Source organism: Ruegeria atlantica (genome assembly GCF_013032455.1).
Classification (GTDB): Bacteria; Pseudomonadota; Alphaproteobacteria; order Rhodobacterales; family Rhodobacteraceae; genus Ruegeria; species Ruegeria atlantica_B.
Map to the genome: position 1 here is coordinate 61718 of NZ_WQCF01000004.1, position 20014 is coordinate 81731.

Annotated in this window: 22 protein-coding genes and 1 other RNA gene; 8 read left to right on the forward strand and 15 right to left on the reverse strand. The window is 57.9% G+C overall.

Going from position 1 to position 20014, the window contains the following annotated elements:
• Positions 1-8: 8 nt before the first annotated feature.
• The 3 genes from GOW93_RS09100 to GOW93_RS09110 all read right to left on the reverse strand — a co-directional run bounded on the left by GOW93_RS09100 (position 9) and on the right by GOW93_RS09110 (position 3525).
• The gene (locus tag GOW93_RS09100) at positions 9-749 is read right to left on the reverse strand and encodes a YbaY family lipoprotein (RefSeq protein WP_170383329.1); all 741 of its coding nucleotides are present in this window, start codon (positions 747-749) and stop codon (positions 9-11) included.
• Positions 750-840: 91 nt separating this feature from the next.
• The gene (locus GOW93_RS09105) at positions 841-2619 is read right to left on the reverse strand and encodes an SLC13 family permease (protein ID WP_170383331.1); all 1779 of its coding nucleotides are present in this window, start codon (positions 2617-2619) and stop codon (positions 841-843) included.
• Between the two features lie 90 nt (positions 2620-2709).
• The gene (locus tag GOW93_RS09110) at positions 2710-3525 is read right to left on the reverse strand and encodes a TIGR00282 family metallophosphoesterase (RefSeq protein ID WP_170383333.1); all 816 of its coding nucleotides are present in this window, start codon (positions 3523-3525) and stop codon (positions 2710-2712) included.
• Positions 3526-3613: 88 nt separating this feature from the next.
• Between GOW93_RS09110 and GOW93_RS09115 the strand changes: the two genes are divergently transcribed.
• Positions 3614-3847 (forward strand): putative hemolysin, encoded by a 234-nt coding sequence (locus tag GOW93_RS09115; RefSeq protein WP_170383335.1) that lies wholly within the window; start codon positions 3614-3616, stop codon positions 3845-3847.
• 11 nt (positions 3848-3858) lie between these two features.
• On the opposite strand, the gene GOW93_RS09120 is transcribed toward GOW93_RS09115, so the two are convergent.
• Together GOW93_RS09120 and mgtE are read right to left on the reverse strand one after the other, a co-directional pair.
• Complete coding sequence (locus GOW93_RS09120; protein WP_170383337.1) at positions 3859-4416, reverse strand: 5-formyltetrahydrofolate cyclo-ligase; 558 nt, start codon at positions 4414-4416, stop codon at positions 3859-3861.
• The gene (gene mgtE, locus GOW93_RS09125; RefSeq protein WP_170383339.1) at positions 4413-5807 is read right to left on the reverse strand and encodes a magnesium transporter; all 1395 of its coding nucleotides are present in this window, start codon (positions 5805-5807) and stop codon (positions 4413-4415) included. The genes GOW93_RS09120 and mgtE overlap by 4 nt, the downstream gene beginning before the upstream one ends.
• A 139-nt stretch (positions 5808-5946) precedes the next feature.
• Here mgtE and guaD point away from each other — a divergent pair, with 139 nt between their 5' ends.
• Positions 5947-7236, forward strand: coding sequence for a guanine deaminase (gene guaD / locus GOW93_RS09130; protein WP_170383341.1), 1290 nt, complete (start codon positions 5947-5949; stop codon positions 7234-7236).
• Here the strand turns inward: guaD and GOW93_RS09135 are convergent.
• The 3 genes from GOW93_RS09135 to GOW93_RS09145 all read right to left on the reverse strand — a co-directional run bounded on the left by GOW93_RS09135 (position 7233) and on the right by GOW93_RS09145 (position 9891).
• The gene (locus GOW93_RS09135) at positions 7233-8567 is read right to left on the reverse strand and encodes an 8-oxoguanine deaminase (protein WP_170383343.1); all 1335 of its coding nucleotides are present in this window, start codon (positions 8565-8567) and stop codon (positions 7233-7235) included. The genes guaD and GOW93_RS09135 overlap by 4 nt on opposite strands.
• 115 nt (positions 8568-8682) lie before the next feature.
• Entirely contained in the window at positions 8683-9474 is a 792-nt protein-coding gene (hisN, locus tag GOW93_RS09140) for a histidinol-phosphatase (protein ID WP_170383344.1), read from the reverse strand.
• A gap of 45 nt (positions 9475-9519) precedes the next feature.
• Positions 9520-9891: a helix-turn-helix domain-containing protein gene (locus GOW93_RS09145; RefSeq protein WP_058280151.1), complete on the reverse strand. Its 372-nt coding sequence runs from the start codon at positions 9889-9891 to the stop codon at positions 9520-9522.
• A 334-nt stretch (positions 9892-10225) separates the two neighbouring features.
• Between GOW93_RS09145 and GOW93_RS09150 the strand changes: the two genes are divergently transcribed.
• A complete protein-coding gene (locus GOW93_RS09150; RefSeq protein WP_170383346.1) occupies positions 10226-11182 on the forward strand; it encodes an NADPH:quinone oxidoreductase family protein in 957 nt (318 codons plus the stop codon).
• Here GOW93_RS09150 and GOW93_RS09155 read toward each other — a convergent pair.
• On the reverse strand, positions 11179-12060 hold the full coding sequence (locus GOW93_RS09155) for a LysR family transcriptional regulator (RefSeq protein WP_170383348.1): 882 nt from the start codon (positions 12058-12060) through the stop codon (positions 11179-11181). The two genes, GOW93_RS09150 and GOW93_RS09155, sit on opposite strands and share 4 nt — an antisense overlap.
• A gap of 126 nt (positions 12061-12186) precedes the next feature.
• On the opposite strand from GOW93_RS09155, the gene GOW93_RS09160 reads away from it, so the two are divergent.
• Both GOW93_RS09160 and GOW93_RS09165 read left to right on the forward strand, forming a co-directional pair.
• Positions 12187-12396, forward strand: a complete 210-nt coding sequence (locus GOW93_RS09160) for a DUF1127 domain-containing protein (RefSeq protein WP_170383350.1) — start codon at positions 12187-12189, stop codon at positions 12394-12396.
• Between the two features lie 182 nt (positions 12397-12578).
• Positions 12579-13358: a Bax inhibitor-1/YccA family protein gene (locus GOW93_RS09165; protein ID WP_170383352.1), complete on the forward strand. Its 780-nt coding sequence runs from the start codon at positions 12579-12581 to the stop codon at positions 13356-13358.
• A gap of 173 nt (positions 13359-13531) precedes the next feature.
• Here GOW93_RS09165 and GOW93_RS09170 read toward each other — a convergent pair whose 3' ends face one another.
• Entirely contained in the window at positions 13532-14038 is a 507-nt protein-coding gene (locus tag GOW93_RS09170) for a membrane lipoprotein lipid attachment site-containing protein (RefSeq protein WP_170383354.1), read from the reverse strand.
• Between the two features lie 208 nt (positions 14039-14246).
• A complete protein-coding gene (gene rpmG, locus GOW93_RS09175) occupies positions 14247-14414 on the reverse strand; it encodes a 50S ribosomal protein L33 (RefSeq protein WP_037309480.1) in 168 nt (55 codons plus the stop codon).
• A gap of 280 nt (positions 14415-14694) precedes the next feature.
• On the opposite strand from rpmG, the gene GOW93_RS09180 reads away from it, so the two are divergent.
• The 3 genes from GOW93_RS09180 (at position 14695) to GOW93_RS09190 (ending at position 16580) form a co-directional block, all read left to right on the forward strand.
• A complete protein-coding gene (locus tag GOW93_RS09180) occupies positions 14695-15330 on the forward strand; it encodes a DUF1326 domain-containing protein (protein WP_170383356.1) in 636 nt (211 codons plus the stop codon).
• Positions 15331-15342: 12 nt separating this feature from the next.
• Positions 15343-16179, forward strand: coding sequence for a DUF2182 domain-containing protein (locus GOW93_RS09185; protein WP_170383358.1), 837 nt, complete (start codon positions 15343-15345; stop codon positions 16177-16179).
• Between the two features lie 68 nt (positions 16180-16247).
• Complete coding sequence (locus GOW93_RS09190) at positions 16248-16580, forward strand: GYD domain-containing protein (protein WP_170383360.1); 333 nt, start codon at positions 16248-16250, stop codon at positions 16578-16580.
• A 9-nt stretch (positions 16581-16589) separates the two neighbouring features.
• Here the strand turns inward: GOW93_RS09190 and rnpB are convergent.
• From rnpB to gatA, 4 genes are all read right to left on the reverse strand, one after another.
• An RNA gene (gene rnpB / locus GOW93_RS09195) (RNase P RNA component class A) lies at positions 16590-16989 on the reverse strand.
• A 128-nt stretch (positions 16990-17117) separates the two neighbouring features.
• Entirely contained in the window at positions 17118-17819 is a 702-nt protein-coding gene (locus tag GOW93_RS09200; protein WP_170383362.1) for an N-acetylmuramoyl-L-alanine amidase, read from the reverse strand.
• Entirely contained in the window at positions 17770-18483 is a 714-nt protein-coding gene (locus tag GOW93_RS09205; RefSeq protein ID WP_170383364.1) for a hypothetical protein, read from the reverse strand. The genes GOW93_RS09200 and GOW93_RS09205 overlap by 50 nt, the downstream gene beginning before the upstream one ends.
• Positions 18484-18523: 40 nt before the next feature.
• Entirely contained in the window at positions 18524-20011 is a 1488-nt protein-coding gene (gene gatA, locus GOW93_RS09210) for an Asp-tRNA(Asn)/Glu-tRNA(Gln) amidotransferase subunit GatA (protein ID WP_170383366.1), read from the reverse strand.
• Positions 20012-20014: the final 3 nt, after the last annotated feature.

Consider the following 20014-nt stretch of genomic DNA (forward strand, 5'->3'; position numbering starts at 1 on the left):
GCCCCACCCTATTGAGTGCGGCCAAACTTGATGACCGGTTCACCCGCTGCATTGAGAAACGCCAATGCGTCGCCTTCCATCGCATAGGTGGTAACGCCCTGCAGGGTCTTGAAGAACTGCCGTTCGACCTCCTCCAGCTCCGGAGGGCAGGCCATTAACGTGGCAGCAATATTGTCGGGAAATGAGATAGACGCGCCTGAAATTTCGGCCTGACCGTTAAACCGGTTGCACCCACCGCTACCCGAAAAGGCACCGCCCTGTGCAAATGAAATCTCGGGGCGGCGTTCAGTCTCAATTGGTGCGCCATTCAGAACAGCGGCGGTCCATTTTGTATCCTCCAGCATAGCGCTCCCCTGAACCTGTACCAGCGTCAGATCGGCAGAGTTCCCCGCCCCATCAGTCAAAACCGGATAGGCCGTGTCCGTCGTAAACAACAGATCCTGCCCCTGATGGATCGTAGCGCGCACGACGTAGCGGTGGCCGTCCTTGATCAGAGCATCATCAAACGTCAACTCGAACTGCGCCGGAACACCCGTCATGGCAAAGCGTTTCGCGGCAAGTGGAACTGCAGGAGCGTCAGCCAGCGACACATCCTGAAGCTCAACATACAGCGTCGCGTCGGGTGGCACAGCGATCCGCTCGCGGTAAGTGGCGGTTCCAGACACCGTTCCGGCATGTCCTTGGCTGCCCAGAATAGTCAGCGCAAACGCACTGACGACAATAACCTGACCGAGCTTTGGAAATGGCATGACACAATCCTTTTTTCGCTTACGTAAAAGATTGTGGCCGGGTCTTTATTTACAAGACCAACCAGTTCAGATCGGCAATTCCATGCCTGCTTTACAATGGCCAGATCAGCGGGATCAGCAGCGAGGCCAATAAGCCGACGGTTAAATTCAGCGGAACGCCGACCTTCAAAAAATCTACAAACCGATACCCACCCGGACCATACACCATCATGTTGGTCTGATAACCGATTGGCGTCGCAAACGACGCCGAAGCCGCCACCATTACGGCCACCACCAGCGGACGTGGATCGATGCCTACCGCCTGCGCCAACCCAATGGCGATCGGCGTCACAACCACGGCCACGGCGTTGTTCGACACCAACTCGGTCAGTACCGAAGTCAGCAGGTAAACTGCCCAAATGATCAGGAAGGGCGGCAACGCGCTGAGACCGGGGGCGATCGCTTCGACAATCAACGATACGGCCCCGGATTTATCCAATGCTGCACCTATGGCGAGCATGGCAAAGATTAGCGCCAGCAGGCGGCCTTCGACGAATGAGAACGCCTCATCCGCGTCGATGCAACGGGTCAGCAACACCACGGCTACCGCCAGAATCGACAAAAGCAGGATTGGCGCCACTCCCAAAGCGGCCAGCGCGACGATCCCTACAAGCGAACCAATCGCAATCGGCGCGTGGCTGCGCCGGAACGCACGCGCCGAGGGTTGCGTGACGTCGACCATATCCATGTCGGCGGCCAGTTTCTGAATATCTGCAGGGGCGCCTTCTAACAGCAGCGTATCGCCGACCCGCACCACCAGATCATCAAGCTGACGGCCGATATTCTGGTTCCGTCGATGCACGGCCAGAACGTATACACCATAGCGGCGACGCAGACGCAGCGTGCCCAGCGTACGCCCTACCATGCGGCAGCCCGGAGTAATCAGCACCTCAACTGTCTTGGTCTCAACCGCGGAAACCTGATCGACGCGCTTTAGCTCCTTATTGCTTTGCAAGCTCAACAGTTCAGTCATCTCGGTTCGCAGGACAACGCGGTCGCCAACCTTTAGCTCAACGCCTTTCAGGTTGCGCCGCAACGAGTCGTCGCCACGCACAACGTCAATCAGGCGCACACCGGGTCGCTTGAACAGCTGGACACCCGTCACTTCGCGCCCGATCAGGTTGCTATCAGGGGGAATGACCGCTTCGGTGAAAAACTTCATCTTGGAGCGGTCAGACAGAAGTGAGGCCATACTGTCCCGCTCTGGCAGCAGCCGTGGCGCGATGAAACGCAGATAGAGCATGCCGTAGATTACCAGCGCAATGCCCAGTGGCGTGACCTCAAATATCGTGAACGCCGTCATGCCCTGCGACCGGGCCACACCATCCACAAGCAGGTTGGTCGAGGTGCCGATCAGGGTCAGCGTCCCTCCCAATATGGCCGCATAGCTGAGTGGAATGAGCAGTTTCGAGGCCGGAACGTTCAGCGTGCGTGCGATCTGCACGAACACGGGGATCATCACCACCACCACTGGCGTGTTCGATACCACGGCCGAGGCCAAGACAACAAAGGCCATCAACAGCCCAATGGCGAAACGCGGATTTACCTGCGCTTGGTTTTGCGCCGTCTTGGTAAACGCGTCCAACGCCCCTGTACGCACCAAGGCTCCCATAATGATGAACATCGCCGCAATGGTCCACGGCGCCGGGTTTGAAAGAACCGCCAGCGCGCTTTGATACGGCAATATGCCCGTTACCAGCATGATCGCGACGCCGCCTATGGCGACAACCTCGGTCGGGTAAACTTCGCGTAGGAACAGGACGAACATGCCCGCGACCACCAAGAGCGCCAGTATCGCGCTGCCTGTTTCTGTCAGTTGAAGGAATTGCATTCTTGGTTTTCTGTCCGAACCCTGGCTTGGCTTATGCGCCCGTCGGCCAGTTTCACGCATTGCGCGCGACAGAGCAAGCCTGACATGACCTTATTGCGGCCCGGCTTGCTGCAATCGCCCACCAATGCGCACCATTTGCACAGATTTCGCCTGCCCGTCACGGTCATCGGTTTCAACAAACACGCCGCTTAGTGTTGCTTCACCATTGGCCGGAGTAAATCTGGCCTTTGGCATGCCGGTGATAAACCGGCGCATCGGCTCGATTTTATCCATCCCGATCACTGAGTCATAATCCCCGCACATACCCGCGTCGGTCAGATAAGCTGTGCCACCCGGCAAAACCTGCGCGTCAGCCGTCGGTACATGAGTATGCGTACCCACCACAAGAGTGGCGCGTTTGTCGCAGTAGTGCCCCATGGCCATCTTCTCGGACGTCGCCTCACAATGCATGTCCACGATAATCGCCTGTGCCTGACCGCCGCGAGGGTGCGATTTCAAAATCGGTTCAATGGCCGAAAATGGGTCATCAAAGGGCCGTTTCATAAACACCTGCCCCAGCACCTGCACCACCAGCACTTTGCGCCCGCCAGGCGCGGCATACAGGCGATGCCCGCGCCCCGGCGCGCCCTTGGCGAAATTCACCGGACGCACGATGCGCGGTTCATTCTCAATGAATTGCAGCATGTCCTTCTGGTCGAACGCATGATCGCCCAACGTCAGACAGTCTGCGCCAGCATCCAGCAGCAGCTTGGCGTGATCCCCGGTCAGGCCCATCCCGTTCGAGGCGTTCTCACCATTCACCACGACGAAATCCAACCGCCATTCGTCGCGCAGACGCGGCAGATGTTGCTGAATGGCCGTGCGTCCCGCACGACCCATGACGTCACCCAGAAAAAGTATTCTCATCCAATCTGTCCTAAGTGTGGTCATTGCCGAGCACAAGCGGTTAAGCTGCCGCCATAATCTGCCAAAGCTCTTTAATCAGGAGATTTCGATGACTCGCACCCTAATGGCCATTATCGGTCTGACTGCACTCGCAGCATGTGACCAAGCAACGAGCAGCGATTCCACCGCTCAACTGGCAAACCCGGCCGCGACTTTTTGCGTCGACAGCGGTGCAACGTACGAAATACGCAACGGTGAAAACGGCCAGATCGGTGTCTGCATTTTACCGGACGGGCACGAAGTGGATGCCTGGGACTATTTCCGCGAAAACCACCAAGGCTGACCCGATCACGCCTAAAAGGTCAGCACCCGGCTTTCAGTGATCACCATATCCAGAGGCTGATCTGTCGACTCCAACGGAAGCCCTTCGGCCTCCTGCGCGTCAAAGGCGAAACCGATGGCCAGCGTCGGGCGCTTGGCGCGCAACCCTTCCAGCGTACGATCATAGAAACCGCCGCCATACCCTAAGCGCCCGCCTTGCGCATCGAAAGCGACCAGAGGCACGACCAGTATTTCGGGGTCAAAATAATCGTCGACCTCAGGCACTTTGGCCCCAAAAGGTCCGTCTTTTAGCGCGCCTTCGGGCGTCCAGCGGGAAAACTTCAAAGGCTGACCAGCCGCCTGAATCACCGGCACACCGACCGGACCGTAAGCCGAGGCTTCGGCCATGGCCGCCAACGGGTCAATTTCGGTTCGGATAGGCATATAGCCCGACAGGGGTACGCCGCGATGGCCCGCCAACACCTCGGACAAACGCCCTGCCGCGCCAGGCAAGCGCGCATCAAAAGCAGCCTTGCGGCGTACAAATGCCGCCTTGCGTGCCTCGGCTTTAATTTCGGTCAGATCGGTCACAGTAGTACCACGCTGGCAAGCCCCAGAAAGATGAAGAACCCCATGACATCCGTCGTGGTCGTCACAAACGTTCCGGACGCCAGCGCCGGGTCTACGCCCAGACGGTCCAGCACCACCGGTACTACCGTACCTGCAAAGCCCGCGATCACCATGTTCACGACCAAGGCCGAGCCGATCACGACACCCAGCAACGGAGAATCGAACCACATCATCCCCACCGTCCCCAGCACAATGGCAAAACACAGACCATTCAGCATCCCGACCAGCAATTCCCGCCGTATCACGCGCATTACGTTCGATCCGGTCAGGTCGCGTGTTGCCAGCGCCCGCACGGCCACCGTCAGAGACTGCGTCCCCGCGTTGCCACCCATCGAGGCCACAATCGGCATCAGGATCGCCAGCGCGACCAATTGATCAATCGCAGCCTCAAACTGAGAAATCACCAGTGAGGCACAGATCGCCGTACACAGGTTCACGGCCAGCCACGGCAAGCGTCTTTTACTGGTCGCCGCCACGCTGTCCGAGATCGAGCTTTCGTCACTAACCCCAGCCAGACGCAGGATATCTTCTTCATGCTCTTCATCCAGAACCACCATGGCATCGTCAATGGTGATCACCCCGACAAGCCGCCCGTCTGCATCAACTACAGGGGACGAGATCAGGTGATACTGGTTGAAGGCATATGCCACGTCCTCCTCGTCCTGATCGACGGGGATTGTGTGGAATTCTTCTTCGGCGATGTCATTCAGCGGCACTTCACGCCGCGTCGCCATCAATTTGCCCAGCGTGACCTGAGCCACTGGCTTCAGCCGCGGATCGACCAGTACGATATGATAGAATTGCTCGGGCAGATCGTCATTGGCGCGCATAAAGTCGATGGCCTGCCCCACGGTCCAGTGCTCGGGCGCCATGACAACCTCGCGCTGCATAAGGCGACCGGCCGAGTTTTCGGGGTAGGACAGCGCCTGCTCGGCTGCGATCCGTTCGGAATCCTCCAGCGCATCAAGGATGGCCTCTTGCTGAGGTTCTTCGAGGTCTTCCAGCAGGTCGACGACATCGTCGCTTTCCATGTCACGCACGGCGTCAGCCAGAACATCCGGGCGCAGCACTTCGATGATCTCTTCGCGGACGGCTTCATCCAGTTCTGACAGGATGTCGCCATCGAACTCCTTGTCGTACAGACGGATAAGGTGGATACGCTCGTGGTGGCTAATCTGCTCCAGAAGGTCGGCAATGTCCGCGGCGTGCAGCGGATCCATCAGCTCGATCAGTTTGTCGCGATCGTCTACCTCAACCGCGTCCAATATGTCCGCGACGGTTTTGCGATCCAGCGCATAGACGTCTTCGTCACTTGCGGAGTCTGTTACGGGTTCATCAAAGCCTGTCGTCATTTCTGCCCCCGTTTTTTCAGTCATTGACCCCTAATTAGAAGAAGCAGCTACCGGAAAACAATGACAATGCGCCGATTTACCCACAAGTTTTGCCCGCTTATGCTGTTTCACAGTCCCAGACAGGCGGAGATAAATGAAAATGGCGCAAAAAACGCTGCTGAAAGGGCGCGTCCTGAGTTTCACAGGCTCCCCATTTGAGGGCGAACCGACCGAAGCCGTCAAGATCAGCGAGGCGGTTCTGATCGAAGACGGTCGCATTTCCGCCATGGCGGATGCCGACAGCCTACGCGACGCCCATCCAGACGCCAGCATTGTGGATCATGGCCAGCATGTGATCATGGCAGGGTTCATAGATGCACATGTGCACTATCCGCAGACAGCCATGATCGCCAGTTGGGGCAAACGCCTGATCGACTGGCTGAACACCTACACCTTCCCCGAAGAGATGAAGTTCGGCGACCCCAACTATGCGTCCGAGATCGCCAACCGATATCTGGACCTGACCACGGCGCATGGCACCACGACCATGTGCAGCTTTTGCACCATTCACCCCGAAAGCGTCGATGCGTTCTTCACGGCCGCACAACAGCGAAATCAACGCGTGGTCGCAGGTAAAACCTGCATGGATCGCAACGCGCCCGAAGGGCTGAGGGACACGGCGCAAACGGCTTACGACCAATCCGAAGCGCTTCTTGAAAAATGGCATGGTGTTGACCGCCTATCCTATGCGATCACGCCGCGCTTCTCCCCCACCTCGACGCCCGAACAACTTGAGGCGATGGGCGCATTGTGGGCCGAACATCCGCATTGCCTGATGCAAACCCACCTGAGCGAACAGACGGACGAAATCGCTTGGGTCCGCGAGCTCTTCCCCGATGCGCGCGACTATTTGGACACTTACGAAAAATTTGGCCTGTTAGGGTCACACGGTGTTTACGGCCACGTCATCCACCTCGAGCCGCGCGAGCGTGATCGCCTGCGCGAGGTCGACGCGTCGCTGATTCATTGTCCGACCTCGAACACCTTTATCGGTTCCGGCTTGTTCGACATGGACGGGTTGATGCGGGATGGTCATCGCGTCGGTCTCGCGACGGATACCGGCGGCGGGTCCAGTTTCTCGATGTTGCACACAATGGCATCGGCTTATGAGATCGGGCAACTGCGCGGGTCGCCATTGCACGCCGCACAATTATTGTGGCTCGGCACCGTCGGGTCGGCTCGTTCTTTGCAGTTGGACGACTGCATCGGCAACGTCGCGCCGGGCATGGAGGCCGATCTAATTGTGCTCGACCTCGCGTCTACTCCGGCCATCGCCCAGCGCGAGGCCTGTGCCGATGATCTTTGGGAAGCCATCTTCCCCACCATCATGATGGGCGACGACCGGGCGATTGCCGAAGTCTGGATCGCCGGTCGGCGCGTCACCTCCTAGGCCTGCAACGCGCGGGCCAACTGGTTCTGCCGTTCAATCACGCGGGGCATATCCAATGTGGTGACATGCCCATCGCGCACGATTTGGCGCCCCTCTACAAACAGGTGTTTGACTTTCATCGGCCCGGCCAGCAGCAGCGCTGCCGGATCCCAACTGCCCGCGCTTTCGATGCAGCGCGTATCCCAGATGGCAATGTCTGCGCGTTTACCCGATTCCAGTCGCCCGCAATCTGTGCGGTTCAGGACATCGGCCCCGCCGCGCGTGGCGATTTCAAGCGCTTCCCTCGACGACATCGCATCTGCACCAAAGGCAACCCGCTGCAGCAGCATGGCTTGTCGCGCCTCAAGGATCAGGCTGCCGTTGTCATTGCTGGCGGATCCATCTGCCCCTAACCCAACCGGCACGCCCTGATCTCGCATGGCACGGATCGGCGCAATTCCAGACCCCAGCCGGCAATTTGAACAAGGACAATGCGCGACGCCAGTCTGTGTTCTGGCAAATAGATCAATCTCGGCCCCGTCCAGCTTGACGCAATGGGCGTGCCAGACATCGGAACCGGTCCATCCCAATTCCTCGGCGTATTGGCCGGGACGGCACCCGAACTTCGCCTGGGAATAGGCAATATCCTCATCGTTTTCAGCCAGATGAGTGTGCAGCATCACGCCCTTGTCCCGTGCCAGAACCGCAGCACCGCGCATCAGGTCGCGACTGACCGAAAATGGGGAACACGGCGCCAAACCGACGCGGCACATCGCACCCTCGGACGGGTCGTGGAATGCGTCGACGACACGGATCATATCTTCAAGGATCGCGTTTTCACGCTCGACCAGCGAATCCGGCGGTAGGCCCCCATCGCTTTCGCCGATGCTCATCGCGCCGCGCGTGGGCTGAAACCGCAGACCGATCTCGGCCGCCGCTGCAATCGTATCGTCCAACCGAGACCCGTTCGGGTACAGGTACAGATGATCAGAGCTGAGCGTACAGCCAGACAAAGCAAGTTCTGCCAGCCCAACCTGGGCTGACACGAACATCTCTTCCGGTCCAAAACGGGACCAGATCGGATAGAGTGTCTTGAGCCAGCCGAACAAAAGCGCGTCTTGCCCGCCGGGCACCGCGCGGGTCAGGGTTTGATAGAGGTGGTGATGGGTGTTCACCAAGCCCGGAGTCACGATGCAGCCGGTGGCGTCGTGCACCTCTCCGCTTGTTTGCAGATCGTGGTCAATCTGTTCAATCTGCCCACCGCGAATCAGGATATCCGCGCCGGAAAGTTCACGGCGCGAGTCGTCCATCGTCAGGATCGTATCTGCATTCTTGATCAGGATTTCAGTCATTTTGCCCTCCTTGCATCAGCCCGTTTCATGCAAGAAGTGCCTAGGCTGGCGGAAAACGGGCACAAGAACCAGCCAAGTCGAATCTACCCGACTAGCCATGCCTGAACAACTGATTTTAGAAGTTACGCAAAAGCTCCAAAGCCGCCGCATGCATATCTGCGTTCGCTGCGGCCAATACCCGCCCGCCCTCATGAGCCGGGCCGCCTTGCCAATCGGTAACGATACCTCCAGCGGCTTCAATCACCGCAATCGGCGCCTGAATATCGTAGGCGTTCAGGCCCGCTTCGATCACCAGATCTATCTGCCCTGCAGCCAGCAAAGCATAAGCGTAGCAGTCCATGCCATAGCGGGTCAGGCGGACATTCCGGGCCACAGCCTCGAACCCGGCTCGTTCTTCAGCGCTGCCAACTTCGGGAAAGGTGGTAAACAAAAGCGCCTGATCCAGACTTGAGGTCGACCGGGTCTTTAGCTGCGTCGTACCGTTCGGGCCTGTCGACAGCGCGACCTCTGCCGAGCCCACAAACCGTTCGTTGATGTAAGGTTGGTCGATGACACCTAGGAACGGGCCATCCTGATTGCCCAAGGCTATCAAAACGCCCCAAGTGGGTGTCCCACTAATAAAGCCGCGCGTGCCATCAATCGGGTCCAGCACCCATGTTCGGCCGCTGCTCCCCGAAACCTGACCGAATTCTTCGCCAAAAATTCCGTCATCAGGACGATATTTTGCCAAAACCTCTCGCATCGCTTTTTCGGCATTCCGGTCAGCCACGGTCACCGGATCGAACCCGTCATCCAGTTTGTTGGATGTCTCAAGATTCGACTGCCTGAAAAACGGAAGAATGGCCGCACGCGCCGCGTCGGCCATTTCTTCGGCTACTTCCAGATCGCTTAAAGAAGTCTTTTGCATGCGCTACCCGTGCGGCTCACACGCACCAGAGTCAACCCGGTTCGTTCAGGCCACGTCACTCAGAACGCGAGCAAGCTCAAACAGACGGCGGCGCTGATTTTCCGGAATTGCATAATAAGACCGAACCAAATCCAGCGCTTCTTTGTCCCCCATCAAATCGGCAGGCACCGATTTCTTGCCGGTCGCCTCCTTCTCGGCCTCTTCCAAGCCTTCAAAGAAAAAGCTGACGGGTACGTCCAATGCCTCGGCAATGTCCCAAAGGCGCGACGCACTGATTCTGTTGGCCCCAGTTTCGTACTTTTGAATCTGTTGAAACTTAATACCAACCTGTTGCGCCAACTGCTGTTGGGTCATGCCAATCAGCCAGCGGCGATGCCTGACGCGCTTTCCCACATGGACATCGACGTGATGGGTCATTGGTATTCTCCTCTACTACACACAACCAATTCGGGTGTGCGACGTATTAACTCTACCGCAACACTAGCGAGACGCCCTTAACCACTCCCTAAGCAGGACGAAACCCCCAAATCAGCACCGCTGCCAATATCGCGCTTTTTTGGCATTTTTTCAAGAAGGTTGAATCTGTTTTATCTGACAAATGGCTCCGGTTGTGCCCTTTTAATCCGGTACACGTGGTTGCCGTGGGGTAAATCCAGCACGCCAATTTCTACGCCTGTCCAGCACAAAAAGGTAATAGATTGACAATCTTCAAACAGCGAGAACTTATGCCGCAAACTACCGGAGGGCGACTATGCTGGCCTATAGAATTCAAGCCAAGGGCGCAGCTGCCCAGATTTGCAACATTGACCTTCCCCAACCGCAAGAAGGGCAAGTGCGCGTTGCCATAAAAGCCTGCGGTTTGAACTTCGCTGATCTATTGATGCAGAAAGGGACGTATCAGGACACCCCTCCTGCCCCGTTCACACAGGGCATGGAAATTGCAGGGGTGGTCGATGAGATTGGGCCGGGTGTTTCGAACTTGGCACCGGGTGACCGGATTGCTGTATATTCGGGTCAGGGTGGTTTGGCCGAATATGGTGTGTTTGACGCCGAGCGTGCGATTCCTCTGCCTGAGTCAGTCAGCTTCGAGGACGCTGCCGCCATACAGATCGCCTATGGCACCAGTCACATTGCGCTCGATCATCGTGCTCGGCTGCAACCCGGCGAGACCCTTCTGGTCACAGGGGCGGCGGGTGGCGTTGGCCTGACGGCGGTCGAAATCGGCAAGTTAATGGGCGCGACCGTAATTGCCCATGCTCGGGGTGCGGAAAAACTGGCCGTCGCCAAAGCTGCAGGTGCGGACCACCTGATTGACGCGTCCGAAGACCTGCGGACACGCGTCAAGGAACTGGGCGGGGCGGACGTCGTGTATGACGCGATAGGCGGCGAGGTGTTCAAAGCGGCCTTCCGCGCCACCAACCCCGAGGGGCGATTGCTTCCTATTGGCTTTGCTGGCGGTGATGTGCCTCAGATTCCCGCCAATCACCTTTTGGTCAAGAACCTGACCGTCATCGGCTTTTATATCGGCGGTTACCTGAGCTTTCGCCCTCAAATCGTGCAGGACAGTTTTGACACGTTGTTCCGTTGGTGCGCCGAGGGGCGGATCAAGCCGCATATAAGCCATACACTGCCCCTGACGGAAGCTGAGAAAGGTCTTCAACTGCTTCGAGATCGCACAGCGACTGGCAAGGTTGTGATTACGCCTTAACCGGCCACCGCCTTCAGAGGTGCACTGCCGAGCATGCGGAAGTTCTGGCGAACCAAAGCCGCCAGCGCTTCGACCAAAGGACCTCGACCAGCCTCGCCACCGTAAAGGTTAATCATGTGCGCGGGCAGATCGGGCAGCACGCCGCCATCGTCAATCTGCACCAGATGCGCAGCCTCGGTACCATCCAGCATCGCATGAATGGCAAGATCGGCGGACACGGTCGCTTCGATTGTGCGGTCATTTTCGGTTTCGACCAGCAGCTCCCATGGAAGCCCTGCCTCATCCAGTGCCGCTATCATCTGTGGACGGAACATGCAGCGACGACCCACCGCAATGGGAATCGGGCGCTTGCGCCAGGCCGATCCGCCAGATGCACCGATCCAACGCAGCGGTAGTTCGGCGACGGTTTCGGAACCCTCGCTCCCGCTGGCCTCGGTCGTTAGGATCAGGTCGCATTCACCGCGCTTGAACATTTCTTTCAGCTGCAGGGAATATGAAGAGATCAACTGCACCCGCACCCGTGGGAAATCCACGTTAAACCGCTGCAAGACACGTGGGATCGCCGGGTAAACGATATCGTGCGGCACACCCAGAACGACCTCACCCTCAAATGCCTGATCGGTCAGCTTCGAGATGACCTCATCATTCAGCACAATCATACGGCGGGCATAGGCCAGCAACTGTTCGCCAGATGCCGTTAGCGCAATGGTCCGACCGCTCCGGTCCAAAAGTTCGAGGCCCAACAGCTCTTCAAGACGCTTCAATTGCATTGAAACGGCTGATTGCGTCAGATGAAGGAAACCGGCAGCCCGCGTTACGCCGCCCTGATCCGCCACCGCCACGAACGACCGCAAAGTCGTAATGTCCAAATTGCGCATCTTCACGAATCCTTATGCATCACTTCAAAAATATTCATTTTTAAAATGTGTCATATCGCGCCATATAAATCAAGGAACTTGATGGGACGCATCGAAACCATCAAACCCCGTGAAAGGACAATTATTATGACCCAAATTGCAATTCATAGACCCTGCCCGCCCCGTCGCCGCTTTGGCCTGACCTTGTTATGGAACGTGCTGTCACTGCACCGCCAGCGCCGCGCTCTGGCGCGACTGGATGCTCGCGCGCTGGAAGATATCGGAATCACCCGTGAACAGGCCGAAGCCGAAGCCAGCCGCCCGGTGTGGGATGCACCGGAATTCTGGCAAAAGTAACTTTGCAACGAAACTTTCCCTACAGAATGGCGATCCGCTGCCGCAGGTCGCCATTTTGTTGCGAGTTTTAACCGGTTTCCGGCGCTAAAGCCTTGAAACACGACCCACAGTTGCCGATATTTGCGGGGAACGGGGCCTGGATATCAGGTCACGAGAAGAATAATGCAAAGGGAGACCCTTTAATGGCACAATTTGACACGATCCGGACGGCGACCGGCGCGCGCGCTGCCCAGATTGACGAGGGCCTGCGCGCCCACATGAACAAAGTCTACGGCACAATGTCCGTGGGCATGCTGATCACGGCGCTTGCCGCATGGGCAATTGCCGGTCTTGCCGTAACCTCTGATCCGACCAACGCGGTGGCCCAGATTGGCGCTGACCGTTACCTGACCAGCCTGGGTGGTGCACTGTTCCTGTCGCCGCTGAAATGGATTGTGATCTTTTCACCGCTGGCCTTCGTGATGTTTGGCTGGGGTGCGCTGATGCGGCGCGCATCGGCTGCGGGTGTACAACTGGGCTTTTTCGTCTTCGCCGCCGTAATGGGCGTGTCGATGAGCTCGGTGTTCATGATCTACACCCCCTATTCGATCGCACAGACATTCATCGTGACCTCGATTGCCTTTGCCGGTCTTAGCCTCTTTGGCTACACCACCAAGCGCAACCTGAGCGGCATGGGTACGTTCCTGATGATGGGCGTGATCGGTCTGCTGGTGGCGATGGTCATCAACATCTTCCTGCAATCGCCCGCAATGATGTTCGCCATCTCGGCCATCGGCGTGCTGATCTTTGCTGGCCTGACCGCATTCTACACCCAGGATATCAAGAACACCTATGTTGCACACGCAACCCATGGTGATCAGGAATGGCTGGACAAAGCCGCGATTGACGGCGCACTGAGCCTGTACATCTCGTTCCTGAACATGTTCCAGTTCCTGCTGATGTTCATGGGGCAGCAAGAATAACGCTGCGCGGCTAGCATCCAATGACACAGGGCGGGTCTACAGTGACCCGCCCTTTTCTTTTTGCAGCAACAACAGGGTGACTAACGCGCGCGCCCCTCAGGACGTAAAGTGCTCTAAAATAGAAAAGGCCCCGTCCGAATGGCGGGGCCTAAGAAAATCAAAAGTTTGAAGCCTTAGCTACAATTCAGCGCTACAGCAAACCCCGAGCTTCGCTGGGAAGATCCTTTGCGATACACATCACCCGCAGGCAGGCAGCCAGTAAACTGCTCTGCGTTCTGACCAAACCTGGCGCCGACTGAGTTGTCGACCTTTGTACTGCTATTTTCGGTCTGTAGAACACCAAACAAGGTACCGTTTACCGCTACCGTGCTCAGGAACATGTTCGTATCGGACCCAGTCAGAACCACCGCATTGGTATCGCTACGCCCTCCGTTATCGATTGCAACCCGCGCAACCTTTTCAGGGTCTGTCGCGTCCGTCGTGACCTGAATAGCAGGCAACACAGCCAGTTCCGCCGGGACGTTCGTTGCAGGAGGAAGAACGCCTACAGCCCCCGGCACATCAGAAATGCTGCGGGGTTCACCATCGATCCCCGTAAATCCGACACCGGAGCGGTTATAAGGGTCTTCACAGGCCGCAAGGGCCAATACAGCTATTGTGGGTAACAAGATTTTTTTCATGATGGCCAACATTTTGGAACGGTTTGTTGAAGCGTAGAGGCAAGCCATTCAAAAAAGCAACCCGTCGCAAACTCGATTACGCTTCCCTCTGATGCTTCGTTGCAACGGCCCAACGGCCTGTACGCAGCCTCCTACCGCAACCAACGCGCAAAGAAAAAGGGCCCTGCCTTGGCAGAACCCTTTGAACTTGTCCAAGTAGGACGGCAGATTACTTGATCTTGCCTTCCTTGTACTCGACATGCTTCCGAACGACCGGATCGTATTTACGAATGGTCATTTTCTCGGTCATGGTGCGTGCATTTTTCTTGGTCACGTAGAAGTGGCCCGTGCCCGCGGTCGAGTTCAGACGGATCTTGATTGTCGTCGGCTTCGCCATGGTTATCTCCTGCGTCCGGAAAGGCAGGGGCCTTTCGGTTGAATTCCTATGAGCGTGCGCTTTTACCCGGTCGCGCCGCCGAGTCAACCAGATTCCGTGCACAACATCCACAAAACCTGCGATTGGACCCTGCCCCAGTTTGGTGCACTCACGGTTCTGTGATAAGGTCGTCCAATTACACCCAACAAAGAAGCCAGTGTCAGGCTCGCATCCCGAGGCATCAGGAACAGGCGGAACCCTCTGTCAGCAGAGTATTCGAACATGTCTTTGGGGGGCTATCATGACCGAATGGAAACTTCAGGCCGAAGAATTGGCCAATTGCAATTGCAACTTTGGATGTCCGTGCCAGTTCAGTGTTCTGCCGACCCATGGCAACTGCGAGGCGGTCGCCGTGTTTGATATTGAATCCGGGCACTACGGCGATACAGACCTTGCCGGGGTTCGTGCGGCGGGTGTGTATCACTGGCCAGGGGCGATTCACGAAGGCAACGGTCAGATGCAACTGATCATCGATGACAGTGCCACCCCCGACCAAAGAACCGCCATTCAAGCCATCATGATGGGTGAAGACACCGATGAATTGGCAACCATGTGGTACGTCTTTAGTGCGATGTCACCAACAAAGTACGAGACCCTTTATGTTCCGATCGAGGCAAACTGGAATCGAGAAGAGAGGACAGGCTTTGCCAAAGTCTCTGGTGTTTTCGACGTAAAGGTAAATCCAATTCCGCACATCGTTTCAGGGGCACCCCATCGGGCCTCTATTCACCTGCCCAATGGATTCGAATACCGACACGCCGAGGCCGCCTCGGGGACCGCTAAGACAACTGGCGGTGAAATTAATCTGACCTTTGACGCGACCCACGCGCATCTGGCGCATCTCAATATCTCGGGCCACGGTGTACTGGGCGCTTAAACGGGGGTTGGCATGGCTGTGAATTCGCCTCGCCCCGGCGTTGTGGATCGCGTGCTGCGGCATGATAATGGGATTGTTCTGTCCTGCGTGCTTCTAATCATACTAGGGGCCTCGTGGTATACCGTCACCGGTATCGGTATGAATATGACAGCAATCGACATGACCCGGATGGCGGGTCCGGTCGGCAACCCCATGCAAATGGCGACCGAGGTCCGATGGACGCCGACATATGTTGTCCTGATCTTCCTGATGTGGTGGGTCATGATGATCGCGATGATGACCCCGAGCGCCGCGCCTACTGTTTTGCTTTTCACCGCGATCAAACGAATGGGGCCAGACAAGTCCCGAGCATCTAGGCTCAGCCTGTGTTTTTTGACTGGTTATCTGGTGGCATGGGCCGCGTTCAGCGCTTTTGCTACAGGGGCGCAATGGGGGCTTGAGCTGATCGGCTTGTCAGACGGGCCGATGATGACGATCAAGTCCAAGGCGTTTGCGGGAAGCGTTCTGATCGCGGCGGGGCTTTACCAGCTCTCGAACCTGAAGACCGCCTGCCTGCGCCATTGCCGCAGCCCGGCCCAATTTCTGGCGGATCACAACAGGCCCGGTGCCTATGGCGCGTTTCGTACCGGCGCGTTGCATGGCGCGTTCTGTCTGGGTTGCTGCTGGGCTTTGATGCTGCTGTTGTTCGTTGGCGGGGTCATGAACCTCTATTGGATCGTCGGCATCGCCATCTATGTCGCGCTGGAAAAACTGATGCCACGGGCGCGGTGGCTTGTTCCGCTTACTGGTTTGGCGTTGATCGCCGCAGGCATTTGGCTGGTTGCAAACCTACAAATCGCGGCAGGGTGATACGCGCATGAGGGCCAAAGGACCGGCCAAATTTCGGGTCCTGAATCAACTTTTGACAGGAGGTAATCATGCCTATTTTCATTACTTACGCATCCTATTCGCAGGATGGCGTCAATGGAATGCTGAAGAAGCCCGTGGATCGTTCAGGCGCGGTCAGGGCATTGCTGAAGAAAGCCGGCGGCAAACTGTTGGCGTTCTACATGACCACGGGCGACAATGACGTGGTGGTCGTCAGCGAATTGCCAGATGGCACGGATGCCGTGGCTATCGGTATGGCCGTTGCGGCGTCAGGCGCAGTGTCGAAAGTTGAAACCGTGCGCGCGTGGAAGGCTAAGGATTTTGTCGCTGTTTCCAAGAAGGCCGCGAAACTTACCGGAGCCTACAAGGCGCCAGGCCGTTAATCAGGAAATACGCGCGGAGGGCCTGTAAGCCGGATCTTGTTCCGGGGTTGCCCCCTTCGATGACCATTCCTCTAGGCCGTGCATTGCTGCGCGGCTCAAGCTGCCAACCCGGTCCCTCTCGGCCAAGACGCGCTTAGCGGCGGTATCGGCTGACGCCGACCTGTCCGCGCGGGGACCCTATTTGGCATTGCTCCCGGTGGGGCTTGCCGTGCCGCCGCTGTTGCCAGCGGCGCGGTGGGCTCTTACCCCACCGTTTCACCCTTACCCTGAGCCGAGGCCCCGGGCGGTCTGATTTCTGTGGCGCTTTCCGTCGGGTTGCCCCGCCCGGGCGTTACCCGGCACCGTTGTCTTGTGGAGTCCGGACTTTCCTCTCGGGCCCGAAAGCCCCAGCGGCCATCCGGCCCTCCGCGCTGGCGTTGGGTATGCTTTGGGACAGGTGGCGTCAAGAGTGGATGGGAAATGAAGGGGCCAGCCCCTTCTTGGCCTGCGGCCAATTCAACCCCGAGATATTTTTGGCCAGATGAAGTGCGGATCGACTTACTTGGGCAGCGGTTCGAGATCGGCTGGCACCAGAGGACCTTTGCCCCATGGGCGGTATCTGAGACGCACAGCTGCGAGCAGTGTATCGTCGTCTGCCTCGGCCGTGTAACCTGCGGAACGGGCCAGAGCCCGGAATGTTTGGACTTGATTCTTGTGCGAGTTCTCTTGGCACCGCCGACCGGCAAGCTTGGAATGTTCCAGCCGTTGCCATGGAAAGCGTGGACCAGGATCGGATTTACGGCCCGGGGCCATATCGGAATGGCCAATCACCTGCTCCGGCAGGATCGACCACCGCCGCATGATTTGACCAAGAAGGGTTTCAAGCACCGAAAGTTGGGGCTCAGAAAAGGGATGAAAGCCTGTGTTGTCCAGCTCAACCCCAATCGAGCGGGAGTTGATATCGGTCTGGCCATGCCACTCCCCCGCTCCGGCGTGCCAGGCCCGGCGGTCTTCACTGACCATCTGCCACAGCGATCCATCCCTACCGATGAGATAGTGTGCCGAGACTTCGCAGGCAGAATCACAAAGTCGGTCCAGCGCTGCCTGTGCACTGTCCATTGCCGTATAGTGCAATACGACAAGGGATGGTTTCAGCCCACCCTTGCGTTCACCAAAGTTCGGGGATGGGCGCCAGATAGGTGTGAGTGATTCAGTTGTTGACGGCACTGCGGAATAGGCTGGGGTCCCAGCCGCAGGCATATCCGTCACCATCCGGGTCGAGGCCTTTACGGTCGCGCTGTGGGCCGCCATTTGCAAGGAACTCGATCTGTGCCTGATCCGGCGACGGGAAACGCGCGCAATTGCGTTGCGCCTTGGCCTGCAGATTGAAACCGGCCCGGCTGTATAGCTGGGTTCCGACCGGGTTCGAGGTGTTTAGCGCGTATTGAACGATGTTGGGTTGGCCATCCGTGCCGCGCGCCGGAACAGCGGTCGGTGCGACTACTTCATAAGTCTGACGGTTCTCTTCGATCCGCGCCGCGTCCGATTCGATAGTGCGGCGGCCAGAGACGGCTTCGAAATCCTGTTCGTCAGAAATAGCATTGTTGATAGGGTCTTCAACTGGCGAAGGCTCTGGTACGTATGTGGGTTGATCGGACGTGCTGGCTAACGCAGCCGCCGTTGCCGAAGCGAGGTCCGCATTGTCACCTGTCGGCACAGGGACGACCTCACCCGGTGCGCCAAGTTGTTGCTCGGTCACTTCAGTTGGGCCAAGTAAGGGGTTTCCGGTGTACCCTTGTCCAGCTAGCTGTGCCTCACGTTGGGCCTGATAGGATGGAGTGTTGAAATCAGTACCGCCTATAGGGGCCACCGTATTGCAGGCGGCTACCAACCCGATTGCGGGGATCAGAAGCGTAAAGCGCATCCAGCTGCTCCGTCTTGCGTTCTCTTGCCTGTCTTTAGGCTTACCACCATTTGCCCGGTTTGGCCACAAACCCAGCCGCGTTTTCCAAAGCGTAGGCCGTGTTCAGCAGATCACCCTCTTCCCACGGGCGGCCGATCAGCTGCAGACCAAGCGGCAGACCTTGCTTGTCCAGACCAGCAGGAACCGAGACACCCGGTAGGCCAGCCAGGTTCACCGTCACCGTGAAGACGTCGTTGAGGTACATCTGAACCGGATCGGCTTCGGTCATTTCGCCCAGACCAAAGGCTGCGGACGGCGTTGCCGGGGTCAGGACCGCATCGACACCTGCGGCGAAAACATCTTCGAAATCTTTCTTGATCAGCGTCCGCACGCGGCGCGCACGGTTATAGTACGCATCGTAGAAACCGGCCGATAGCACATAGGTGCCAACCATGACACGGCGTTGCACCTCGTGACCGAAGCCCTCGGCGCGCGTTTTCTCGTACATCTCGGTGATACCATCGCCCTGCGCCAGCGTAGCCCGGCGGCCATAGCGGACACCGTCATACCGGGCGAGGTTCGAAGACGCCTCGGCCGGGGCGATCACATAATACGCAGGCAGCGCATATTTGGTGTGGGGCAGTGAGATATCGACGATCTCGGCACCTGCGGCTTTCAGCATCTCGGCGCCGTCGGCCCACAGCTTTTCGATCTCGGCTGGCATGCCGTCCATACGATATTCTTTCGGGATGCCGATCTTCTTACCCTTGATGTCACCGGTCAGCATTGCCTCGAAATTCGGCACGGCCAGCTCAGTGCTGGTGGAATCCTTGGGATCGTGGCCGCACATCGCCTCGAGCATGATGGCTGCATCGCGCACGTTCTTAGTCATCGGACCCGCTTGGTCCAGCGAGGACGCAAAGGCCACGATGCCCCAACGCGAGCAACGGCCATAAGTCGGCTTGATGCCAGTGATGCCTGTAAACGCGGCTGGCTGGCGGATCGAGCCACCGGTGTCGGTGCCGGTAGCGGCCAGACACAGATCAGCGGCCACAGCCGAGGCCGAGCCGCCCGACGATCCACCGGGTGTCAATTGCGCGTCGTCATTGCCACGACGCCACGGGCTAACCGCATTGCCGTAAACCGAGGTCTCGTTGGACGAGCCCATCGCGAATTCGTCCATGTTCAGCTTGCCCAGCATCACGGCACCCGCTTCGGCCAGTTGCTGCGAAACGGTGGATTCGTATTCGGGCTTGAAGCCTTCCAGAATCTTCGAGGCCGCCTGCGAGGGCACGCCCTTGGTGCAGAACAGGTCCTTGATGCCGATCGGCAAACCACACATGGCAGGCGCGTCACCTCCCTTGATCCGTTCATCCGCTGCTTTGGCGCGTTCCAGCGCGATCTCGGGTGTTTTGTGGACAAAAGCGTTCAGCGCGTCGGCGTCGTCGATAGCCTTGAGGCAGGATTCAGTCAGCTCGACCGAGGTCACATCACCCTTGCGCAGCGCGTCGCGGGCCTCGGCCAGACCCAGTTTGTTCAGATCGCTCATGTC